This is a genomic window from Ruegeria sp. YKSF070 (assembly GCF_059612725.1).
In genome coordinates, this window is the sequence record NZ_JBXWRD010000001.1 from 166,851 (window position 1) to 183,336 (window position 16,486).

Sequence of the window (16,486 nt, forward strand, 5' to 3'; positions counted from 1 at the left end):
TCACAGGGCGCGCACCGCGTCCAGCACCTCGTCCACATGACCGGCAACCTTGACCTTGCGCCAGACGCGCGCGATCCGGCCCTCGGCGTCGATCAGAAAGGTCGACCGTTCGATCCCCATGGATTTCTTGCCATACATGTTCTTTTCCACCCAAACGCCGTAGCGCTCGCAAACATCGCTTTCGGCATCGGACAGCAGCGGCGTGGTCAGCCCGTGCTTGGCGACGAATTTGTCATGTTTGGCCACCGTATCGCGCGAAATGCCCAACACCTGAGCACCGGCATCGGCAAAGGCCTGCAAATTCTCGGAAAAGCCGATGGATTCCTTGGTGCAGCCCGGAGTATCATCGCGGGGATAGAAGAACAGAACAACCGCGCGACCGCGCAGGTCGGACAGGCTGATCTCGCCGCCGCCATCGCGGGGAAGCGTGAATTCGGGGGCAATATCTGTGACGTCGGGCATCTGGGCACTCCGGCTGGGTTTCATGACTAGGTTACGCGCATAATAGGTCGCGGCGGAGAAGTTGGAAGACATCGACAAGATCTCGGGCGGGGACAAACCCGGAAAACCACGCCGCAGCCGGCGTCGGGTGACGTTGCTGTGGGCGATGCGCGGCACCGTGCTGCTGGTGTTTCTGGCGGTCTTTTCCGGGTTGATGCTGTTGGGCCAGACCCTTCAGGCGCCACCCTGGCTGCAAGCGCGGGTCGAGACGCGGCTGACCCAGGCGCTGGACGGGGTCAGCATCCGGTTTGGCGGCGTCTACTTCGTGATCAACAAAGGCTGGCGCCCGCGTCTGCGCCTGCGCGATCTCGAACTTTCCGATGCGGGTGGCCGGGTGATCGCCCGGCTAGCGGATGCCGAGGCCAGTCTGGCGATGCGACCCTTGTTGCGCGGTCAGGTCCAGCCCAAGCGGATCGTGCTGAATGGCGCCTCGGCCGCGCTGCGGCGCGATGCCCAGGGACAGTTCTCGCTGTCGCTGGGCGGGCAGGGTGGCGGTTCGGTGGGACAGGCGCCGACATTCGGAGAATTGCTGGAATCCTTCGATGCCGTGTTCCTGCATCCTCAGCTTGGCGCGCTCAACTCGGTTGAGCTGACGGCAGTGTCGCTCGACTACGAAGATTTGCGTCAGGGGCGCGGCTGGACGCTGGATGGCGGCCAGGTTCTGGTTACCCGAGGTGGCGGTGACCTGCGCATCGCCACCGAGTTCTCGCTGCTCAGCGGGCGCGACTATGCCAGCCGGTTCGAGGCCAATTATACCAGCACGCTTGGTGAACCCTCGGCCAGTTTCGGTATTTCGATCGAGGATCTGGCCGCCGCCGATATCGCGGCCCAGGCGCCCGCGCTGGCCTGGTTGCAGGTGCTGGACGCGCCGATCTCGGGCGCGCTTCGCGGTGGGTTCGACGCGGCGGGTACGCTGACCCCGATTTCGGCCACGCTCCAGATCGGGCGCGGGGCGCTGCAACCCAACCCGAACACGAGGCCGATTCCCTTCGCCTCGGCACGCACCTATTTTACCTATGACCCGGCCGAGCAGCGGCTGAGCTTTGCCGAGGTGGCGGTGGACAGCGCCTGGGGCGCGGCCCAGGCAGAGGGGGTCGCTTATCTCGATGGGGTCGAGCATGGGCGGCTCGACCGGCTGGTGGGACAGTTCGGCCTGCATGGTCTGCGAGTCAATCCCGCCGGGGTCTATCCTGAACCGCTGACCGTCGACCGGGCCGAGGTCGATTTCCAGATGACCCTCAACCCGTTCCGCCTGCGGATCGGGCGGATGGATGTGATCGACGATGGCCGGACGCTGCGGCTGGACGGGGATCTGGGGGCCGCGCCCGAGGGCTGGCAACTGGCCCTCGACGCGCAGCTGGACGCGATCACCCCGGCGCAGGTCCTGTCCTATTGGCCGGAAACCGTCGCGTCGAAACCGCGCGAATGGGTGACCGAGAACTTGGTCGAGGCGCAGCTGAGCGATCTTGACCTCGCGCTCAGGCTCCGGCCCGGGGCGCCGCCTGACCTCTATGCCGATTTCGACTTTGCCGAAGCGCATATCCGCTATGCCAAGACGCTGCCGCCGTTGACCCAGGCGCGGGGCCAGGCCAGCCTGCTGGGGGGCCGTTTCGCGGTGACTGCCGATGCGGGCGTGGTGGTGACCATCGAGGGGGGCGAGATCGACGCCACCGGCACCTCGTTCATCATTCCTGATATCGGCATTCGCAAATCGGCGCCGGGCATCGCCCGGATCTCGGCGAGCGGGCCGGTCACGGCCGCACTTTCGCTGTTGAACGAGCCGCCGCTCAGCATCCTCGACAAGGCCAACCTGCCCGTCGATCTGGCGCAGGGGCACACGCGCCTGTCGGGGACGTTGGCCTTGCCGCTCAAGGACAAGGTCACGATCGCCGATATGGAGTTCCACCTTGCCGGTGTGCTCGAAGGCGTGGCGAGCGAGGTGCTGGTGCCCGGCACGCCCGTTTCGGCGCCCCGACTGGAACTGACAGGGGACCAGACCAGGATCGCGCTGCAGGGTGCGGGTCTTTTCGGTACGGTCCCGGTGTCGATGCGCTGGCAGCAGCCGCTGGGACAGGGACAGCGCAGCAACTTGACCGGACGTATCGCCTTGACCCCAGATCTGGTGCGCGAGCAACGTCTGGGCCTGCCCGATGGCATGGTGACTGGGGCTGGCGAGGCGCAGTTCAGCCTTGGCATCGGCGGGGGCGAGCCGCTTCGGCTTGAAGCGCAATCGGATCTGGCGGGGGTGCGCCTGTCGCTGCCGGAGCTGGGCTGGTCGAAACCTCCCGGCAGCACGGGCCGGATGGCGCTGGTCGCGACACTTGGGCAGGGCGGGCAGGTCGAGGCAATCGAGGTAGATGCCGCCGGTTTGCGCATGCGGGGCAGCGTCGAGTTCAAGCCCGACCGCAGTTTCGAGCGCGCCCGTTTTACCTCGTTCGAGCTTGGCGACTGGTTGGCTGTGCCGGTCGAACTCATCGGTCGCGGTGCCGGGGCGGCACCCGATATCGCGGTGCAGGGCGGCACGCTGGACTTGCGCCGCGCCCGGTTCGGCAGCGGATCGTCGGGTGGTGACGGCGGTGGCGCGGCACCGGCGGTGAATCTCGTTCTCGACCGGTTGCAGGTCTCCGACAGCATGACGCTGACCGGTATGCGCGGCAGTTTCTCTACCGGCGGCGGGCTAAACGGTCGGTTCACCGGGGCGCTGAACGGGCAGGTGCCGATCACGGGGCAGATGATCGGGCGCGGTGCCCGCAGTGCGGTGTTCCTTCAGGCCGAAGATGCCGGCGCGGTTTTTCGCGCTGCCGGGATCCTCGACCAGGCGCATGGTGGAAGCTTTCAACTGGCGCTTGAGCCGGTCGGCGCCGAAGGCAATTACGACGCCCAATTGCGGGTGCGCAACACGCGGGTACGTGACGCGCCTGCGATGGCGGCGCTCTTGAACGCGGTGTCGCTGGTGGGGCTGCTTGACGAAATGTCGGGACAGGGCATCCTGTTCGGCGAAATTGACGGCAGGATGCGGCTGACGCCCAGGACGCTGACGATTCTCGAAGGCAGCGCCGTCGGCCCGTCGATCGGGGTGTCGATCAACGGTACCGTGGATACGGAAAACCGGGTGCTTGACCTGCGTGGCGTGGTCTCGCCTATCTATCTGCTCAACTCCATCGGCAGCGTGCTGACCCGCAAGGGAGAGGGGCTGATCGGGTTCAACTATACCCTGACCGGGCCGATGCAACGTCCACAGGTGCTTGTTAATCCACTGTCCGGGCTGACGCCCGGCTTTCTGCGCGACATTATCCGGGCGCCCGCGCCCAGCCTACCGGCGGTGCCCGAGGAAAACGCCGCCCCCGCGCCAGCCGCACCGGCGACCACGCCCGCCCCCGCGCCGCAACCTGCGCCCGCGCCGCGACCTGAGCCGTCGCACGGCGGGGATCGCTAGAGCGGTCGTCCGCTTGATCGGCGAATTGCCTGTGGTCAAAGCACGTGGCGCGCTCTATAGGCGCGGGCCATGAAGCTCAGCGATTTCGATTTCGACCTGCCCGACGACCTGATTGCCACGCGGCCCGCCCAGCCGCGATCCTCTGCGCGCCTGCTGGTGGCTCGGGGCGATGCGATCACCGACGCGGTGGTGCGCGATCTGCCCGACTGGCTGCGTCCGGGCGACCGGCTGGTGCTCAATGACACGCGGGTGATCCCCGCACGGCTGAGCGGCACCCGCCAGCGCCAGAGCGCGCAAGGGCCGGTCACGGCCCGGATCGAGGTCACCTTGCTGGAGCCGCGCGCCGATGGCGGCTGGAGCGCGCTGGCGAAACCTCTGCGCAAGTTGCGTGAGGGAGAAACCATCAGCTTTTCCAGAGATCTGTCGGCGGATGTCGAAGTGATCAAGGACGGGCAGGCGCATCTGCGCTTCAACCTGACCGGCCCCGATTTCGACGCCGCGCTGGCCCAGGCGGGTGCGATGCCGTTGCCGCCCTATATCGCCGCCAAACGCGCCGCCGACGAGCAGGACAAGACCGATTACCAGACCGTCTGGGCCCGCCATTCCGGCGCGGTGGCAGCGCCCACCGCCTCGCTGCATTTCGACGAGGCGCTGCTGGCGGCGCTGGCCGCACACGGTGTTACCTTTACCCATGTTACCCTGCATGTGGGCGCGGGCACCTTTCTGCCGGTCAAGGTCGAGGACGTGACCACCCACAAGATGCATGCCGAATGGGGGCGGGTCAGTGCCGAGGCCGCGGCCGAGATCGCCGCCACCAAGGCGGCAGGCGGCCGGGTGATTCCGGTTGGCACCACCGCGCTGCGCCTGATCGAAAGCGCCGCGCGTGGCGGGCAGATCGCGCCCTGGGAGGGTGAGACCGATATTTTCATCTATCCCGGCTTCGAATTCCGCGTTGCCGACGGGTTGATGACCAATTTTCACCTGCCCAAGTCGACGCTGCTGATGCTGGTCTCGGCCCTGATGGGGCAGGATCGCATTCGCGAAATCTATGCCCATGCGGTGGCAAATCGCTATCGGTTCTTCTCTTATGGGGATGCGTCGCTTTTGCTGCCGGGCTAGGCGATAACGGATGAGACCCGGACCCGTTTGTCATGGACAAGCAGAGGTTCGACCCTTGATACTTTGGGCTGAGCGCCCGCAACCGCACAAAGGCAATCACGATGCTTCAGGTTCTTTCCAGCGCATGGGCGCTGCTTTTGGGCATTGGCCTGTTGATGGTGGGCAACGGTCTGCAAGGCACCCTCTTGGGTGTGCGGGGCGAGATCGAGGGGTTTTCCACCTTCGAGATGTCGTTGGTGATGTCGGCCTATTTCGTCGGTTTCCTGGGCGGCTCGCGCATGGCGCCCGAGATGATCCGCCGGGTCGGGCATGTGCGGGTGTTCGCGGCGCTGGCCTCGTTCATCTCGGCTGTGATGATCCTCTATCCTGCTTTTGCAAATACCTATGTCTGGATGCTGGGGCGGGTGATCATCGGCTTCTGTTTTTCGGGCGTTTATGTCACTGCTGAAAGCTGGCTGAACAACGCCGCCGACAACACCAACCGGGGCAAGGCGTTGTCGCTTTACATGATCGTGCAGATGACCGGCATCATCGTGGCCCAGGGGCTGATCCAGGTGGGCGACCCGGGCGGTTACGAGGCGTTCATCATCGCCTCGATCGTGGTTTCGATCTCGTTTGGTCCGATTCTGCTGTCGATCTCGCCGACGCCGGCCTTTGACAGCACCAAACCGATGAGCCTGAAGGCACTGATGCAGACATCTCCGCTGGGCTGTGTCGGCATGTTCCTGCTGGGCGGCGTGTTCTCGGCCCAGTTCGGGATGAGCGCGGTCTATGCCGCCAATGTCGGTCTGACGCTGTCGCAACTGTCGATCTTTGTCGCCACCTTCTATGTGGGCGCGCTGGTGGTGCAGTATCCGCTGGGCTGGCTGTCGGACCGGATGGACCGGCGGGTGCTGATCCTGTTTGTCGCGCTGGTCGGCGGCGGCGGTGCGATGCTGGGCGCGGTGATGGGTGGCCAGTTCGAATTCCTGCTGCTGGCGGCGCTGATCATCGGTGGGCTGTCCAACCCGCTCTATTCGCTGCTGATCGCCTATACCAACGACTATCTCGACTATGACGACATGCCGGCGGCCTCGGGCGGGTTGGTGTTCATCAACGGGCTGGGGGCGATTGCCGGTCCGGTCACCACCGGTTGGCTGATGTCGGACGGGGTGTTCGGCCCGCCGGGCTTCTTCTTCTTCATCGCATCGCTGATGTTCGCGACCGCCGCCTATGCCGCGTATCGCGCGACTCAGCGCCCCTCGACCCCGGTCGAGGAGACCAGTTCCATGGCCTACATGTATCCAACCGCCTCGCCGGTGGCGATCGAGATGGCGCAAGAAGTGGCATTCGAGGCCGATCAGGAGGCAGAAGAGCAGAAATAGGCGATTTTTCCCCTTGCTTCATGACGCATTGTTGCAAATCGTTACTGTTACAGAATTGTAAAAAGGCGTTTAATCCCCAGTAACCTGGGGACAAAAGGAGAGTGGAGACAGACCGATGGTCGGCCCCGAAGACGTATTGAAGTTCTGGCTGGACGAAGTGGGTCCCGCCGGATGGTATGCCCAGGACGAGGCGTTGGACGCCCGGATCAGGGACAAGTTCCAGCCCACATGGGAAGCAGCCGCAGAGGGCAGGTTCTCGCTGTGGCTCACCTATCCCAGCGGGGTTCTGGCCTATATCATCCTCACCGATCAGTTCCCCCGCAACATGTTCCGCGGCTCGGGTCAGGCCTTTGCCACCGACCGGGCGGCGCTGATTGCCGCCAAATGCGCGGTGGACAAGGGCTGGGATCTGAAGATCGACGAACCGGCGCGGCAATTCTTCTATCTGCCGATGATGCATTCCGAAAACCTGTGCGATCAGGAACGCTGTGTGCGGCTGATGTGCCAGCGGATGCCCGAATCAGGTGCATCGAACCTGTTGCATGCGCGCGCCCATCGCGAGGTGATCCGCAAGTTCGGTCGGTTCCCCTATCGCAATCAGGCGCTTGACCGGGCCAGCACCCAGAGCGAGGCCGACTATGTCTCGCATGGCGGTTATGGCGCCACAGTGCAGCAATTGCAGCGCAAGGCGAGCTAGGTTCAGGCGCCGTCCGACGCCGGCTTGCAGCCGCGAAGGTCCGAAAGTCCGCGTACCAGACGGTCGGCAGCGGTCTCGAAGGCGCGATCCAGCAATTGATCGGGCAGGGTGGCCAGATTGGCCATCCGCGCCTGCATCCCGTCAAGGCGCGTTTCCAGCGCATCGAGGCGGTTATTAAGCCGCTCTGCCGCCTCTGTGCCCTGTGCGGCGCCCAGATCGGCGCGGAGGCCGGAAAGCTCGGCCCGAACCCCGGCGACCTCATCCCGCAACGGTGCCAGCGCGGCGATCCCGGCGGAAACGCGCTCACTTACCGTGTCCACGGTCGCCATCATCCGCCAGCCCAGGAACAGGCAAAGCGCCACCAGGATCAGCGTTGCATTCAGAAATGCCAGAAACAGGTCCTTGAGGGTTTTCTTCACGTCCGCTCTCCACATCGCCGGTCCTGCCCTCGGTTCTAGCGCAAAGACAGGTGCCGGTATAGGCTGGCATGGCGGGTGTATCGCCGCTGTCCCTGCGTCACATTTGTCGCGGAGGAGGACTGTTGATGTGTGCAAAAAATTAGTTTAATGGTAAACTAGTTTTCAGAGCGGGTCTGGCCGAGGGAAGAACATGGCTGAAAAATCCTATGACGTGATTGTAATCGGTGCCGGACCGGGGGGCTATGTGGCTGCCATCCGCGCGGCGCAGCTGGGGCTCAAGACCTGTGTGGTCGAGCGCGAGCATCTCGGCGGCATCTGCCTCAACTGGGGCTGCATCCCGACCAAGGCGCTGCTGCGCTCGTCCGAAGTGTTCCACCTGATGGAGCGCGCCAAGGAATTCGGGCTGAAGGCCGACAATATCGGCTATGACCTCGACGCGGTGGTGAAACGCTCGCGCGGGGTGGCCAAGCAGCTGTCGGGTGGCATCGGCCACCTGATGAAGAAGAACAAGATCGACGTGGTGATGGGCGAGGCGACGATCCCGGCCAAGGGCAAGGTGTCGGTCAAAACCGACAAGGGCACCCAGGACCTGGCCGCCAAGAACATCGTCCTGGCCACCGGAGCCCGTGCGCGCGAACTGCCGGGGCTCGAGGCGGACGGCGATCTGGTCTGGACCTACAAGCACGCGCTGCAACCGGTGCGGATGCCCAAGAAACTGCTGGTGATCGGCTCGGGCGCCATCGGCATCGAATTCGCCAGCTTCTACAACACGTTGGGCGCCGACACGACCGTGGTCGAGGTGATGGACCGCGTGCTGCCGGTTGAAGACGCCGAAATCAGCGCCTTTGCCAAGAAGAGCTTTGTCAAGCAAGGCATGAAGATCATGGAGAAATCCATGGTCAAGCAGCTGGACCGCGCCAAGGGAAAGGTCACTGCCCATATCGAGACCGGCGGCAAGGTCGAGAAACTGGAATTCGACACGGTGATCTCTGCTGTCGGCATCGTCGGCAATGTGGAAAACCTCGGGCTCGAAGCGCTGGGGGTCAAGATCGACCGCAGCCATGTGGTGACCGACGCCTATTGCCGGACCGGGGTCGAGGGGCTGTATGCCATCGGCGATATCGCCGGCGCGCCCTGGCTGGCGCACAAGGCCAGCCACGAGGGCGTGATGGTGGCCGAGCTGATCGCGGGCAAACATGCCCACCCGGTCAAACCCGAAAGCATCGCAGGCTGCACCTATTGCCATCCGCAGGTGGCATCGGTCGGTTATACCGAGGCCAAGGCCAAGGAACTGGGTTACGACATCAAGGTCGGCCGCTTCCCCTTTATCGGTAATGGCAAGGCGATTGCACTGGGTGAGGCCGAAGGCATGGTCAAGACCATCTTCGACGCCAAGACCGGCGAACTGCTGGGCGCGCATATGGTGGGGGCCGAGGTGACCGAGATGATCCAGGGCTATGTGGTGGGACGCCAGCTGGAGACCACCGAAGAGGACCTGATGCACACGGTCTTCCCGCACCCGACGCTGAGCGAGATGATGCACGAAAGCGTTCTGGACGCTTACGGTCGCGTCATTCATATGTAAGATCAGTCGCTTCTGTGGAAAAGATAACCCTCGCCCAGCGACGCCGGGCGAGGGTTTTCTTATTCCACCACCACCGCGCGGCGGGCCAGGATACGCGCGTCCGCGACGGTCGAGACATAGCGCAGCTCGTAGGTGCCGGGCGTGTCCGGGGCCTGCACCTGCAAAGTCGCGCCATCGCTGGCATAGGCATAACCGAGATAGTCCAGCACGCCCGCCTCCGGGGTGACAAAGGTGACATAGTCGCCGTCATAGGCCGGTCCGGTATGGGTCACCGCCACCAAGCTGCCCGCCGCCACCCGGTCAGGCGCTTCCAGCGTCACGCTCAGGTCAGTCACCGTGATGGGCTGGCTCACGGCCACCGAACTGTCCTGACCCACCACATAGCGCAGCTGATATGCGCCGGGTTCCAGCGGCATCCGCAGCCCCACGGGGTTGCCGTCGCGCACATAGGCATAGGTCAGGTAATCGTTGCCATCACCGCTGGCATCTAGGGCCGCGACGGTCAGGAAATCCTCGTCGAACCCGCCACCGGACCATTCCACCTGCACCAGACTGCCCGCCGGGGCAGTGCCTGGCGCATCCAGAGAGAAGCTGCGCTCGCTCACCGTGATCGGCAGGCGGGCAAGGGTCTGGATCCCGTCCGCCAGCACATAGCGGATCTCATACGCGCCGGGTTCCACCGGCAGGCGGAGCGGCAACGGGTTGCCCTTGGCGGTGTATTCAAATGTCAAATAGCTGGCGTCATCGGCGCCCACCGGACCGGCGGCCAGATAATCGCCATCGCCATCCGGGCCGGTCCAGGTCACCGCGACCATGCCGCCCGCCATCCCACTGGCAGGCGCCGAGAGGGTGGCGGCGGGCAGGGCGGCGGCAAAGACGATCTCGACCCCCTCGCGCCCGCCGGGTTTCAGGGTGACCCGACGTTCCTCGACCGCTTCATCCGACAGGCGCAGCGCGCGGACCAGATAGCTGCCGGGGGGCAGTTCGGTCTCGCCGCTCATCCCCTGGGTTGCATCCATGGCCTGCGCGCCATCCTCGGTGAACACTTCCCAGACCACCTCGACCTTGCGGAATGTGCTGCCATAGGCCTCGGTCGCGGAAAAGATCAGCCGGGCGGGGCCGGGCGCGGGGTCGGGTTTCACCGTGGCGGCGGCGGTCAGCGCCGCGCCCAGCTCGTCAGCGTTCGAGGCACTGCGGAACGTCCCGCCGGTCTGGTCCGCCAAGCATTGCATCTGCGCCAGCGCCTGCGGGTCGTCAATGTCGAACCCCACCACATGGGCGGTGAAATCGACGCCCGCCGCCTCAAGCGCGGCGGCGGTGGCGCAGGGATCGGCGTCACAGGTCTCGACCCCGTCCGAGACAAGGATCACGGTCGCCTTCTCCTCGGTATAGCGCAGCGCTTCGGCAGCCTGCCGCACCGCCTCGAGCATCGGCGTCTTGCCCTTGGGTTTCAGCCCCTGCACCGCGCTGGCAATGGCCGCCCGGTTGCCGGGTGCGGGGGGCACCAGCGTTTCAATATCGGCGCAGTCGCCCTTGCGCCGGTGACCGTAAACGGTCAGGCCCAGAGGCTGTTCGGCGGGCAGATTGCCGAGCAGGTCATTTACCACGTCGCGGGCGATCTCGATCTTGGCCTTGCCCTCGATCTGTCCCCACATCGAGCCGGACCCGTCGAGAACCAGAATGGCCGAAGGGTGCTCTTGGGCGGCAAGGGGTTCGGAAAGACACAGCGCCAACGCGGTCAGTCCAATTCTTTTCATTCAAAACCTCGTCTACAAAGCGAATTTTTCACGCGAAATTCCGTCGCGTTGCGGCAGATTACGATCTGGCGGGCAGGCCGAAAGGGGAAAAACGGTGCCCTCCGGCGCTTTTGTGCGAGGCGTCGGGCAATAGCGTCTGGACGGGCTGCGTGGGGGCTGTTTACCTGTCCCGGACAACAGGAGGAACGCGTGGCCAGTCTGAACCGGATTGCAATGGCACGGTCGAGCCGCCGGATGATCCGTGACCTGGGCCCCGAGGGGTTGGAGGTTGCCGAGATTTCGGGAAAATGGGGGCAGCAGTTCCCGTTCCGCAGCTATCGCCGCTTCATCTATCCCGAATACGACATATGTGCCGGGCCCTATTGCGACGAGGCCGGGGAGATCGAGCAATTCGACCTGATTCTGGCCAATCAGGTCTGGGAACATCTGGACCGGCCTTATGAGGCGACGCTGAACGTGCTGGAAATGCTGCGACCGGGCGGGCATTTCTGGCTGGCGGTGCCGTTCTTTGTTCCGTTTCACGCGGCGCCCATGGACAATTCGCGCTGGTCGGCGCGGGGCTTGCGGAATTTCCTGATTGAATGCGGCTTTGCCGAGGGTGAGATTAGGGCCGAGCAATGGGGCAATCGCCATGCGGCCTTGCGCAATCTCGAAACGCCCTGGCCCCCGGAATACCGTCCCGAGACCGATCCGCTGGACAACGATCCGAATTTTCCGATCTGCGCCTGGGCGATTGCCCGCAAGACCTGACGCCTGTCAGGCGCGCTCGATCCGGCCGCCCGCGCGGGCCCAATGTCCGAGACCGCCCAGATTATGGACTTCGGGATAACCCAGGCCCAGCAACAGCTTACGCGCCCGGGCCGAACGTCCGCCCGAGGCGCAATAGACCGCGATCCGCGCCGCATCCTTCAGGCGCGGCTCGAACTCTGGATGGCGGCGGTCGGCTCTGTCCGACAGGCGCATCAGCGGGATGTGCAGGGCGCCGGCGGCCTTGCCGGTGGCGGCCAGTTCCCCCGCCTCGCGCACGTCGATCAGCAGTAGGTCACCGCGGTTGGCCGCGTCGACCGCCTCGCTGACGCTGAGTCCCGACTGGGCGTGTTTGCGGAAAAAGAACATCTGGAACCTGTCCGAGTGGTTGCGGGTTTTCGCCAATTTAACATTCAATACATTGAATGCAACGCCAAAACCTTTGCATCTGACATTTGTTCCCTTTACGTTCCGTTAATCGGGTTGGAGACTCACGGCGCTTCGCCTATCTCTGTGGCATTGGGTCCGAGGGCAGTTCATGGCTGAGCAGAAGTTCATCGAGGTACGCGGCGCGCGCGAGCATAATCTCAAAGGGATCGACGTGGATATTCCGCGCGATCAGTTGGTGGTGATCACCGGCCTTTCCGGGTCGGGCAAGTCGAGCCTCGCCTTTGACACCATCTATGCCGAAGGCCAGCGGCGCTATGTCGAAAGCTTGTCGGCCTATGCCCGCCAGTTCCTGGACATGATGGAAAAGCCGGATGTGGACCATATCAGCGGTCTTTCCCCGGCGATTTCCATCGAGCAGAAAACCACCAGCAAGAACCCGCGTTCGACCGTTGGTACGGTGACCGAGATCTATGACTATATGCGGTTGTTGTTCGCGCGCGCGGGCACGCCCTATAGCCCCGCGACCGGCCAGCCCATCGAGGCGCAGCAGGTGCAGGACATGGTCGACCGGATCATGGCGATGGAGGAGGGCACGCGCGGCTATCTGCTGGCCCCCATCGTGCGCGACCGCAAGGGCGAATATCGCAAGGAATTCCTGGAGCTGCGCAAGCAGGGCTTTCAGCGGGTCAAGGTCGACGGCCAGTTCTATGAGCTGGACGAGCCGCCCACTCTCGACAAGAAGTTCCGCCATGACATCGACGTGGTGGTGGACCGGATCGTGGTGCGCGAGGGGCTTGAAACCCGGCTGGCCGACAGCCTGCGTACCGCTTTGGATCTGGCCTCGGGCATCGCGATTCTGGAGACCGCGCCACGGGGCGGCTCCTCGGCCCCGGGCGGGGCCTCGTCGCCGGGCGAGGAGGGCTCGCAAGAGACCGAAGAGCCGTTGCGCATCACCTTTTCCGAGAATTTCGCCTGTCCGGTCTCGGGCTTCACCATCCCCGAGATCGAACCGCGCCTCTTCTCGTTCAACGCCCCCTATGGCGCCTGCCCGAAATGCGACGGCCTGGGGGTCGAGCTGTTTTTTGACGAACGTCTCGTGGTGCCAGATCAGAGCCTCAAGGTCTATGACGGCGCGCTGGCGCCCTGGCGCAAGGGCAAGTCGCCCTATTTCCTGCAAACGATCGAGGCCATCGCCCGCCACTATCAGTTCGACAAGAACACCCCATGGAAGGATCTGCCCGAGAAGGTGCAGCAGGTGTTCCTGCGCGGCTCGGGCGACGAGGAAATCCCGTTCCGCTATGACGAGGGTGGTCGCGTCTATCAGGTCACCCGCAGTTTCGAAGGCGTCATCCCCAACATGGAACGCCGCTATCGCGAGACCGACAGCAACTGGATCCGCGAAGAGTTCGAGCAATACCAGAACAACCGGCCCTGCGGTGCCTGCGGTGGCTACCGGCTCAAGCCCGAGGCGCTGGCGGTCAAGATCGCGGGCCTGCATGTGGGCGAAGTGGTGCAGATGTCGATCAAGGAGGCTTATGCCTGGATCGACACCGCGCCCGCTGCGCTGAGCGCCCAGAAAAACGAGATTGCCCGGGCCATCCTCAAGGAAATCCGAGAGCGACTGGGATTCCTGAATAACGTGGGATTGGAATATCTTACGCTGTCACGTTCAAGTGGCACGCTGTCGGGCGGCGAAAGCCAGCGCATCCGATTGGCCAGCCAGATCGGTTCCGGCCTCACCGGTGTGCTCTATGTGCTTGACGAGCCGTCCATCGGTTTGCACCAGCGTGACAATGACCGCCTGCTGACGACGCTCAAGAACCTGCGGGATCAGGGCAATACGGTGATCGTGGTCGAACATGACGAGGAAGCGATCCGCGAGGCCGATTACGTCTTTGATATCGGCCCCGGTGCGGGCGTGCATGGCGGGCAGGTGGTCAGCCACGGCACGCCCGCCCAGATCGCCGCCGATGCGGCCTCGGTCACCGGGCAATACCTGTCGGGCAGCCGCGAGATATCGGTCCCGGCCGAGCGCCGCCCGGGCAACGGCAAAAAGCTGACGGTGGTCAAGGCGACGGGCAACAACCTGCGCGAGGTCACCGCAGATTTCCCGCTGGGCAAATTCGTCTGTGTCACCGGTGTTTCCGGCGGAGGTAAATCGACGCTGACCATTGAGACCCTGTTCAAGACCGCCAGCATGCGCCTCAACGGCGCCCGTCAGACGCCCGCGCCCTGCGAAACCATCAAGGGGCTCGAGTTCCTCGACAAGGTGATCGACATCGACCAGCGCCCCATCGGGCGCACCCCGCGGTCAAACCCCGCCACCTATACCGGTGCCTTCACGCCCATTCGTGACTGGTTCGCAGGGCTCCCCGAGGCCAAGGCGCGCGGCTACAAGCCGGGGCGGTTCAGCTTCAACGTCAAGGGTGGCCGGTGTGAGGCCTGCCAGGGCGACGGCGTCATCAAGATCGAGATGCACTTCCTACCCGACGTCTATGTCACCTGCGAAACCTGCAAGGGCGCGCGCTATAACCGCGAGACGCTGGAGGTGAAGTTCAAAGGGAAGAGCATCGCCGATGTGCTTGATATGACTGTGGAAGACGCGCAGGAGTTCTTCAAGGCGGTGCCGTCGATCCGCGAAAAGATGGACGCGCTGTCGCGCGTCGGTCTCGGCTATATCAAGGTCGGCCAGCAGGCCACGACGCTCTCAGGCGGCGAGGCGCAGCGGGTGAAGCTCAGCAAGGAACTCAGCCGCCGCTCGACCGGGCGCACGCTCTATATTCTCGATGAACCCACCACGGGCCTGCATTTCGAGGATGTGCGCAAACTGCTCGAAGTGCTGCATGAACTGGTCGAGCAGGGCAACACGGTGGTGGTGATCGAACATAATCTGGACGTGGTGAAAACCGCCGATTGGATCATCGACATCGGGCCCGAGGGCGGCGATGGCGGTGGCATGATCGTGGCCGAGGGCACGCCCGAGGACGTGGCCAATGCCGAGCGCAGCCATACCGGGCGCTACCTGAAACCGATGCTGAACTCTGAGCGGGTGGCGGCGGAATAACCGCCGCTACCCCGGGCGCACTCAGGCAGGATGCGCCCGCGCCTGCCTCGCCAAAAGCAGCGGCAGCAGGAACAGCGCCAGAAACCCGCTGTTCATCACCACGTTGAACGCGGCGCCGGCCAGAACCGATCCGGCGCTGTCGATCACGAACCAGGCCAGCACCCCGCGCAGGATGATCCGCCCGCCAGTCTCGGCGTCGCTGGCATAGACGTCGCGCACCACCTGCCAGATCATCACGCCCAGCCCGACCAGCAAACCACCGCTGATCGCGGTCATCAACCGCACGGCGGCGCTGTCCAGCCGGTCTGCCCCGTCCAGCGGCAATATGGCAAGGTCCAGAAACATCTCGAGTGCCGCGCGCTGGTCCAGCGCGATGGTGGCGAACATCGCCAGCCCGAACAGCGCGCTGACAACAGCGGCGAGCGACAACAGGCGGGTGGCGCGGTCGTGGGTCATCTTATCTCTCCATTTCTGATGCTGGGGTCAGCCTGTCACCGCAAAGCGCGGTAAAACAATTACCTGAGGGGTAAGTGAATTCCGCGCCCGATGCCTTATGCTGGGACAAGCGGAGGGCAGGGATGACGGATACATTCGGAGTTGTACTACGGGAATGGCGCCAGTTGCGCCGGATGAGCCAGATGGATCTGGGCCTCTCCGCCGGGGTCTCGCCCCGCCACATCTCGTTTCTGGAAACCGGGCGTGCCCGACCCAGCCGGGGCATGGTGCTGCGGCTCTGTGACGAGCTGGAGGTGCCCGGCAGCGCCCGCAACCGCTGGCTCACATCGGCGGGGCTGGCGCCTGCCTATCACAACCGGGCAGGCGATGCGCCCGAAATGGCGCCGCTGACGCAGGCGGTGGACTGGATGCTGTCCCGCCACGCGCCCTATCCAGCGATGGCGGTAGACCGGCACTGGTGCCTCAAGGCGATGAACCACCCGGCCCAGGCGATGTTTGCCGCCACCGGGCTGGGGGCGGGGGACAGTCTGATCGACGCGCTTCTGGACAATCCCACGCTGGCGGCAGCGCTGGAGAACCGGGCCGAGATCGAACGGCTGAGCCTGGCACGCCTGCGTACCGAACTGGCGCATTTCGGTCGCGACGCGGTGCTGGAACGGGCGGTGGCGCGGCTGGCGGACAGGGTCGCCGCCCAGCCCGACACGGCGGGCGATCCAATGCCTGCCGTGATCCCGGCGCGTTACCGGCTGGGGGCGGCGGTGCTTTCCTTTTTCACCACGATCACCCAGTTCGGCGCCACCGGCGACATCGCCATGTCCGAACTCAGGATCGAGATGTTCTTTCCCGCCGATGACGCCACCCGGCACGCGGTACAGGTGCTCTGGGGGAATGCAACGCCCGGAGATTGAGACACCGAGCCATTGCGCTATGCTTTGACCGGGGATCAGAGGA

The 16,486-nt window shown here is 64.4% G+C and carries 13 protein-coding genes; 8 read left to right on the forward strand and 5 right to left on the reverse strand.

Annotated elements, in window-relative coordinates; translation table 11 throughout:
- Nucleotides 1-462 carry a peroxiredoxin gene (locus AC2FL1_RS00870; RefSeq protein ID WP_496875683.1) on the reverse strand — a complete coding sequence of 154 codons (462 nt, stop codon included), beginning with the start codon at nucleotides 460-462 and terminating at the stop codon, nucleotides 1-3.
- Nucleotides 463-523: 61 nt separating this feature from the next.
- Between AC2FL1_RS00870 and AC2FL1_RS00875 the strand changes: the two genes are divergently transcribed.
- The 4 genes from AC2FL1_RS00875 (at nucleotide 524) to AC2FL1_RS00890 (ending at nucleotide 7,117) form a co-directional block, all read left to right on the forward strand.
- Nucleotides 524-3,937, forward strand: a complete 3,414-nt coding sequence (locus tag AC2FL1_RS00875) for a YhdP family protein (RefSeq protein ID WP_496875684.1) — start codon at nucleotides 524-526, stop codon at nucleotides 3,935-3,937.
- Nucleotides 3,938-4,006: 69 nt separating this feature from the next.
- Nucleotides 4,007-5,056 carry a tRNA preQ1(34) S-adenosylmethionine ribosyltransferase-isomerase QueA gene (queA, locus tag AC2FL1_RS00880; RefSeq protein ID WP_496875685.1) on the forward strand — a complete coding sequence of 350 codons (1,050 nt, stop codon included), beginning with the start codon at nucleotides 4,007-4,009 and terminating at the stop codon, nucleotides 5,054-5,056.
- A gap of 101 nt (nucleotides 5,057-5,157) precedes the next feature.
- Nucleotides 5,158-6,420 carry an MFS transporter gene (locus AC2FL1_RS00885; protein WP_496826156.1) on the forward strand — a complete coding sequence of 421 codons (1,263 nt, stop codon included), beginning with the start codon at nucleotides 5,158-5,160 and terminating at the stop codon, nucleotides 6,418-6,420.
- 115 nt (nucleotides 6,421-6,535) lie between these two features.
- Complete coding sequence (locus AC2FL1_RS00890) at nucleotides 6,536-7,117, forward strand: DUF924 family protein (protein WP_496826154.1); 582 nt, start codon at nucleotides 6,536-6,538, stop codon at nucleotides 7,115-7,117.
- 2 nt (nucleotides 7,118-7,119) lie between these two features.
- Here AC2FL1_RS00890 and AC2FL1_RS00895 read toward each other — a convergent pair whose 3' ends face one another.
- Entirely contained in the window at nucleotides 7,120-7,536 is a 417-nt protein-coding gene (locus AC2FL1_RS00895) for a hypothetical protein (RefSeq protein ID WP_496875686.1), read from the reverse strand.
- A gap of 190 nt (nucleotides 7,537-7,726) precedes the next feature.
- On the opposite strand from AC2FL1_RS00895, the gene lpdA reads away from it, so the two are divergent.
- A complete protein-coding gene (gene lpdA, locus AC2FL1_RS00900) occupies nucleotides 7,727-9,121 on the forward strand; it encodes a dihydrolipoyl dehydrogenase (protein ID WP_496875687.1) in 1,395 nt (464 codons plus the stop codon).
- A gap of 59 nt (nucleotides 9,122-9,180) precedes the next feature.
- Here lpdA and AC2FL1_RS00905 read toward each other — a convergent pair whose 3' ends face one another.
- Complete coding sequence (locus AC2FL1_RS00905; protein ID WP_496875688.1) at nucleotides 9,181-10,878, reverse strand: vWA domain-containing protein; 1,698 nt, start codon at nucleotides 10,876-10,878, stop codon at nucleotides 9,181-9,183.
- Between the two features lie 189 nt (nucleotides 10,879-11,067).
- Between AC2FL1_RS00905 and AC2FL1_RS00910 the strand changes: the two genes are divergently transcribed.
- Nucleotides 11,068-11,628 (forward strand): methyltransferase domain-containing protein, encoded by a 561-nt coding sequence (locus tag AC2FL1_RS00910; protein ID WP_496826147.1) that lies wholly within the window; start codon nucleotides 11,068-11,070, stop codon nucleotides 11,626-11,628.
- Nucleotides 11,629-11,634: 6 nt separating this feature from the next.
- Here the strand turns inward: AC2FL1_RS00910 and AC2FL1_RS00915 are convergent, their stop codons facing one another.
- Nucleotides 11,635-11,994, reverse strand: coding sequence for a rhodanese-like domain-containing protein (locus AC2FL1_RS00915; protein ID WP_496875689.1), 360 nt, complete (start codon nucleotides 11,992-11,994; stop codon nucleotides 11,635-11,637).
- Between the two features lie 169 nt (nucleotides 11,995-12,163).
- On the opposite strand from AC2FL1_RS00915, the gene uvrA reads away from it, so the two are divergent.
- On the forward strand, nucleotides 12,164-15,079 hold the full coding sequence (uvrA, locus tag AC2FL1_RS00920) for an excinuclease ABC subunit UvrA (protein WP_496875690.1): 2,916 nt from the start codon (nucleotides 12,164-12,166) through the stop codon (nucleotides 15,077-15,079).
- A gap of 21 nt (nucleotides 15,080-15,100) precedes the next feature.
- On the opposite strand, the gene AC2FL1_RS00925 is transcribed toward uvrA, so the two are convergent.
- Nucleotides 15,101-15,535, reverse strand: coding sequence for an excinuclease ABC subunit A (locus tag AC2FL1_RS00925; RefSeq protein WP_496875691.1), 435 nt, complete (start codon nucleotides 15,533-15,535; stop codon nucleotides 15,101-15,103).
- Nucleotides 15,536-15,657: 122 nt separating this feature from the next.
- On the opposite strand from AC2FL1_RS00925, the gene AC2FL1_RS00930 reads away from it, so the two are divergent.
- Nucleotides 15,658-16,443 (forward strand): MmyB family transcriptional regulator, encoded by a 786-nt coding sequence (locus AC2FL1_RS00930; RefSeq protein WP_496875692.1) that lies wholly within the window; start codon nucleotides 15,658-15,660, stop codon nucleotides 16,441-16,443.
- Nucleotides 16,444-16,486: the final 43 nt, after the last annotated feature.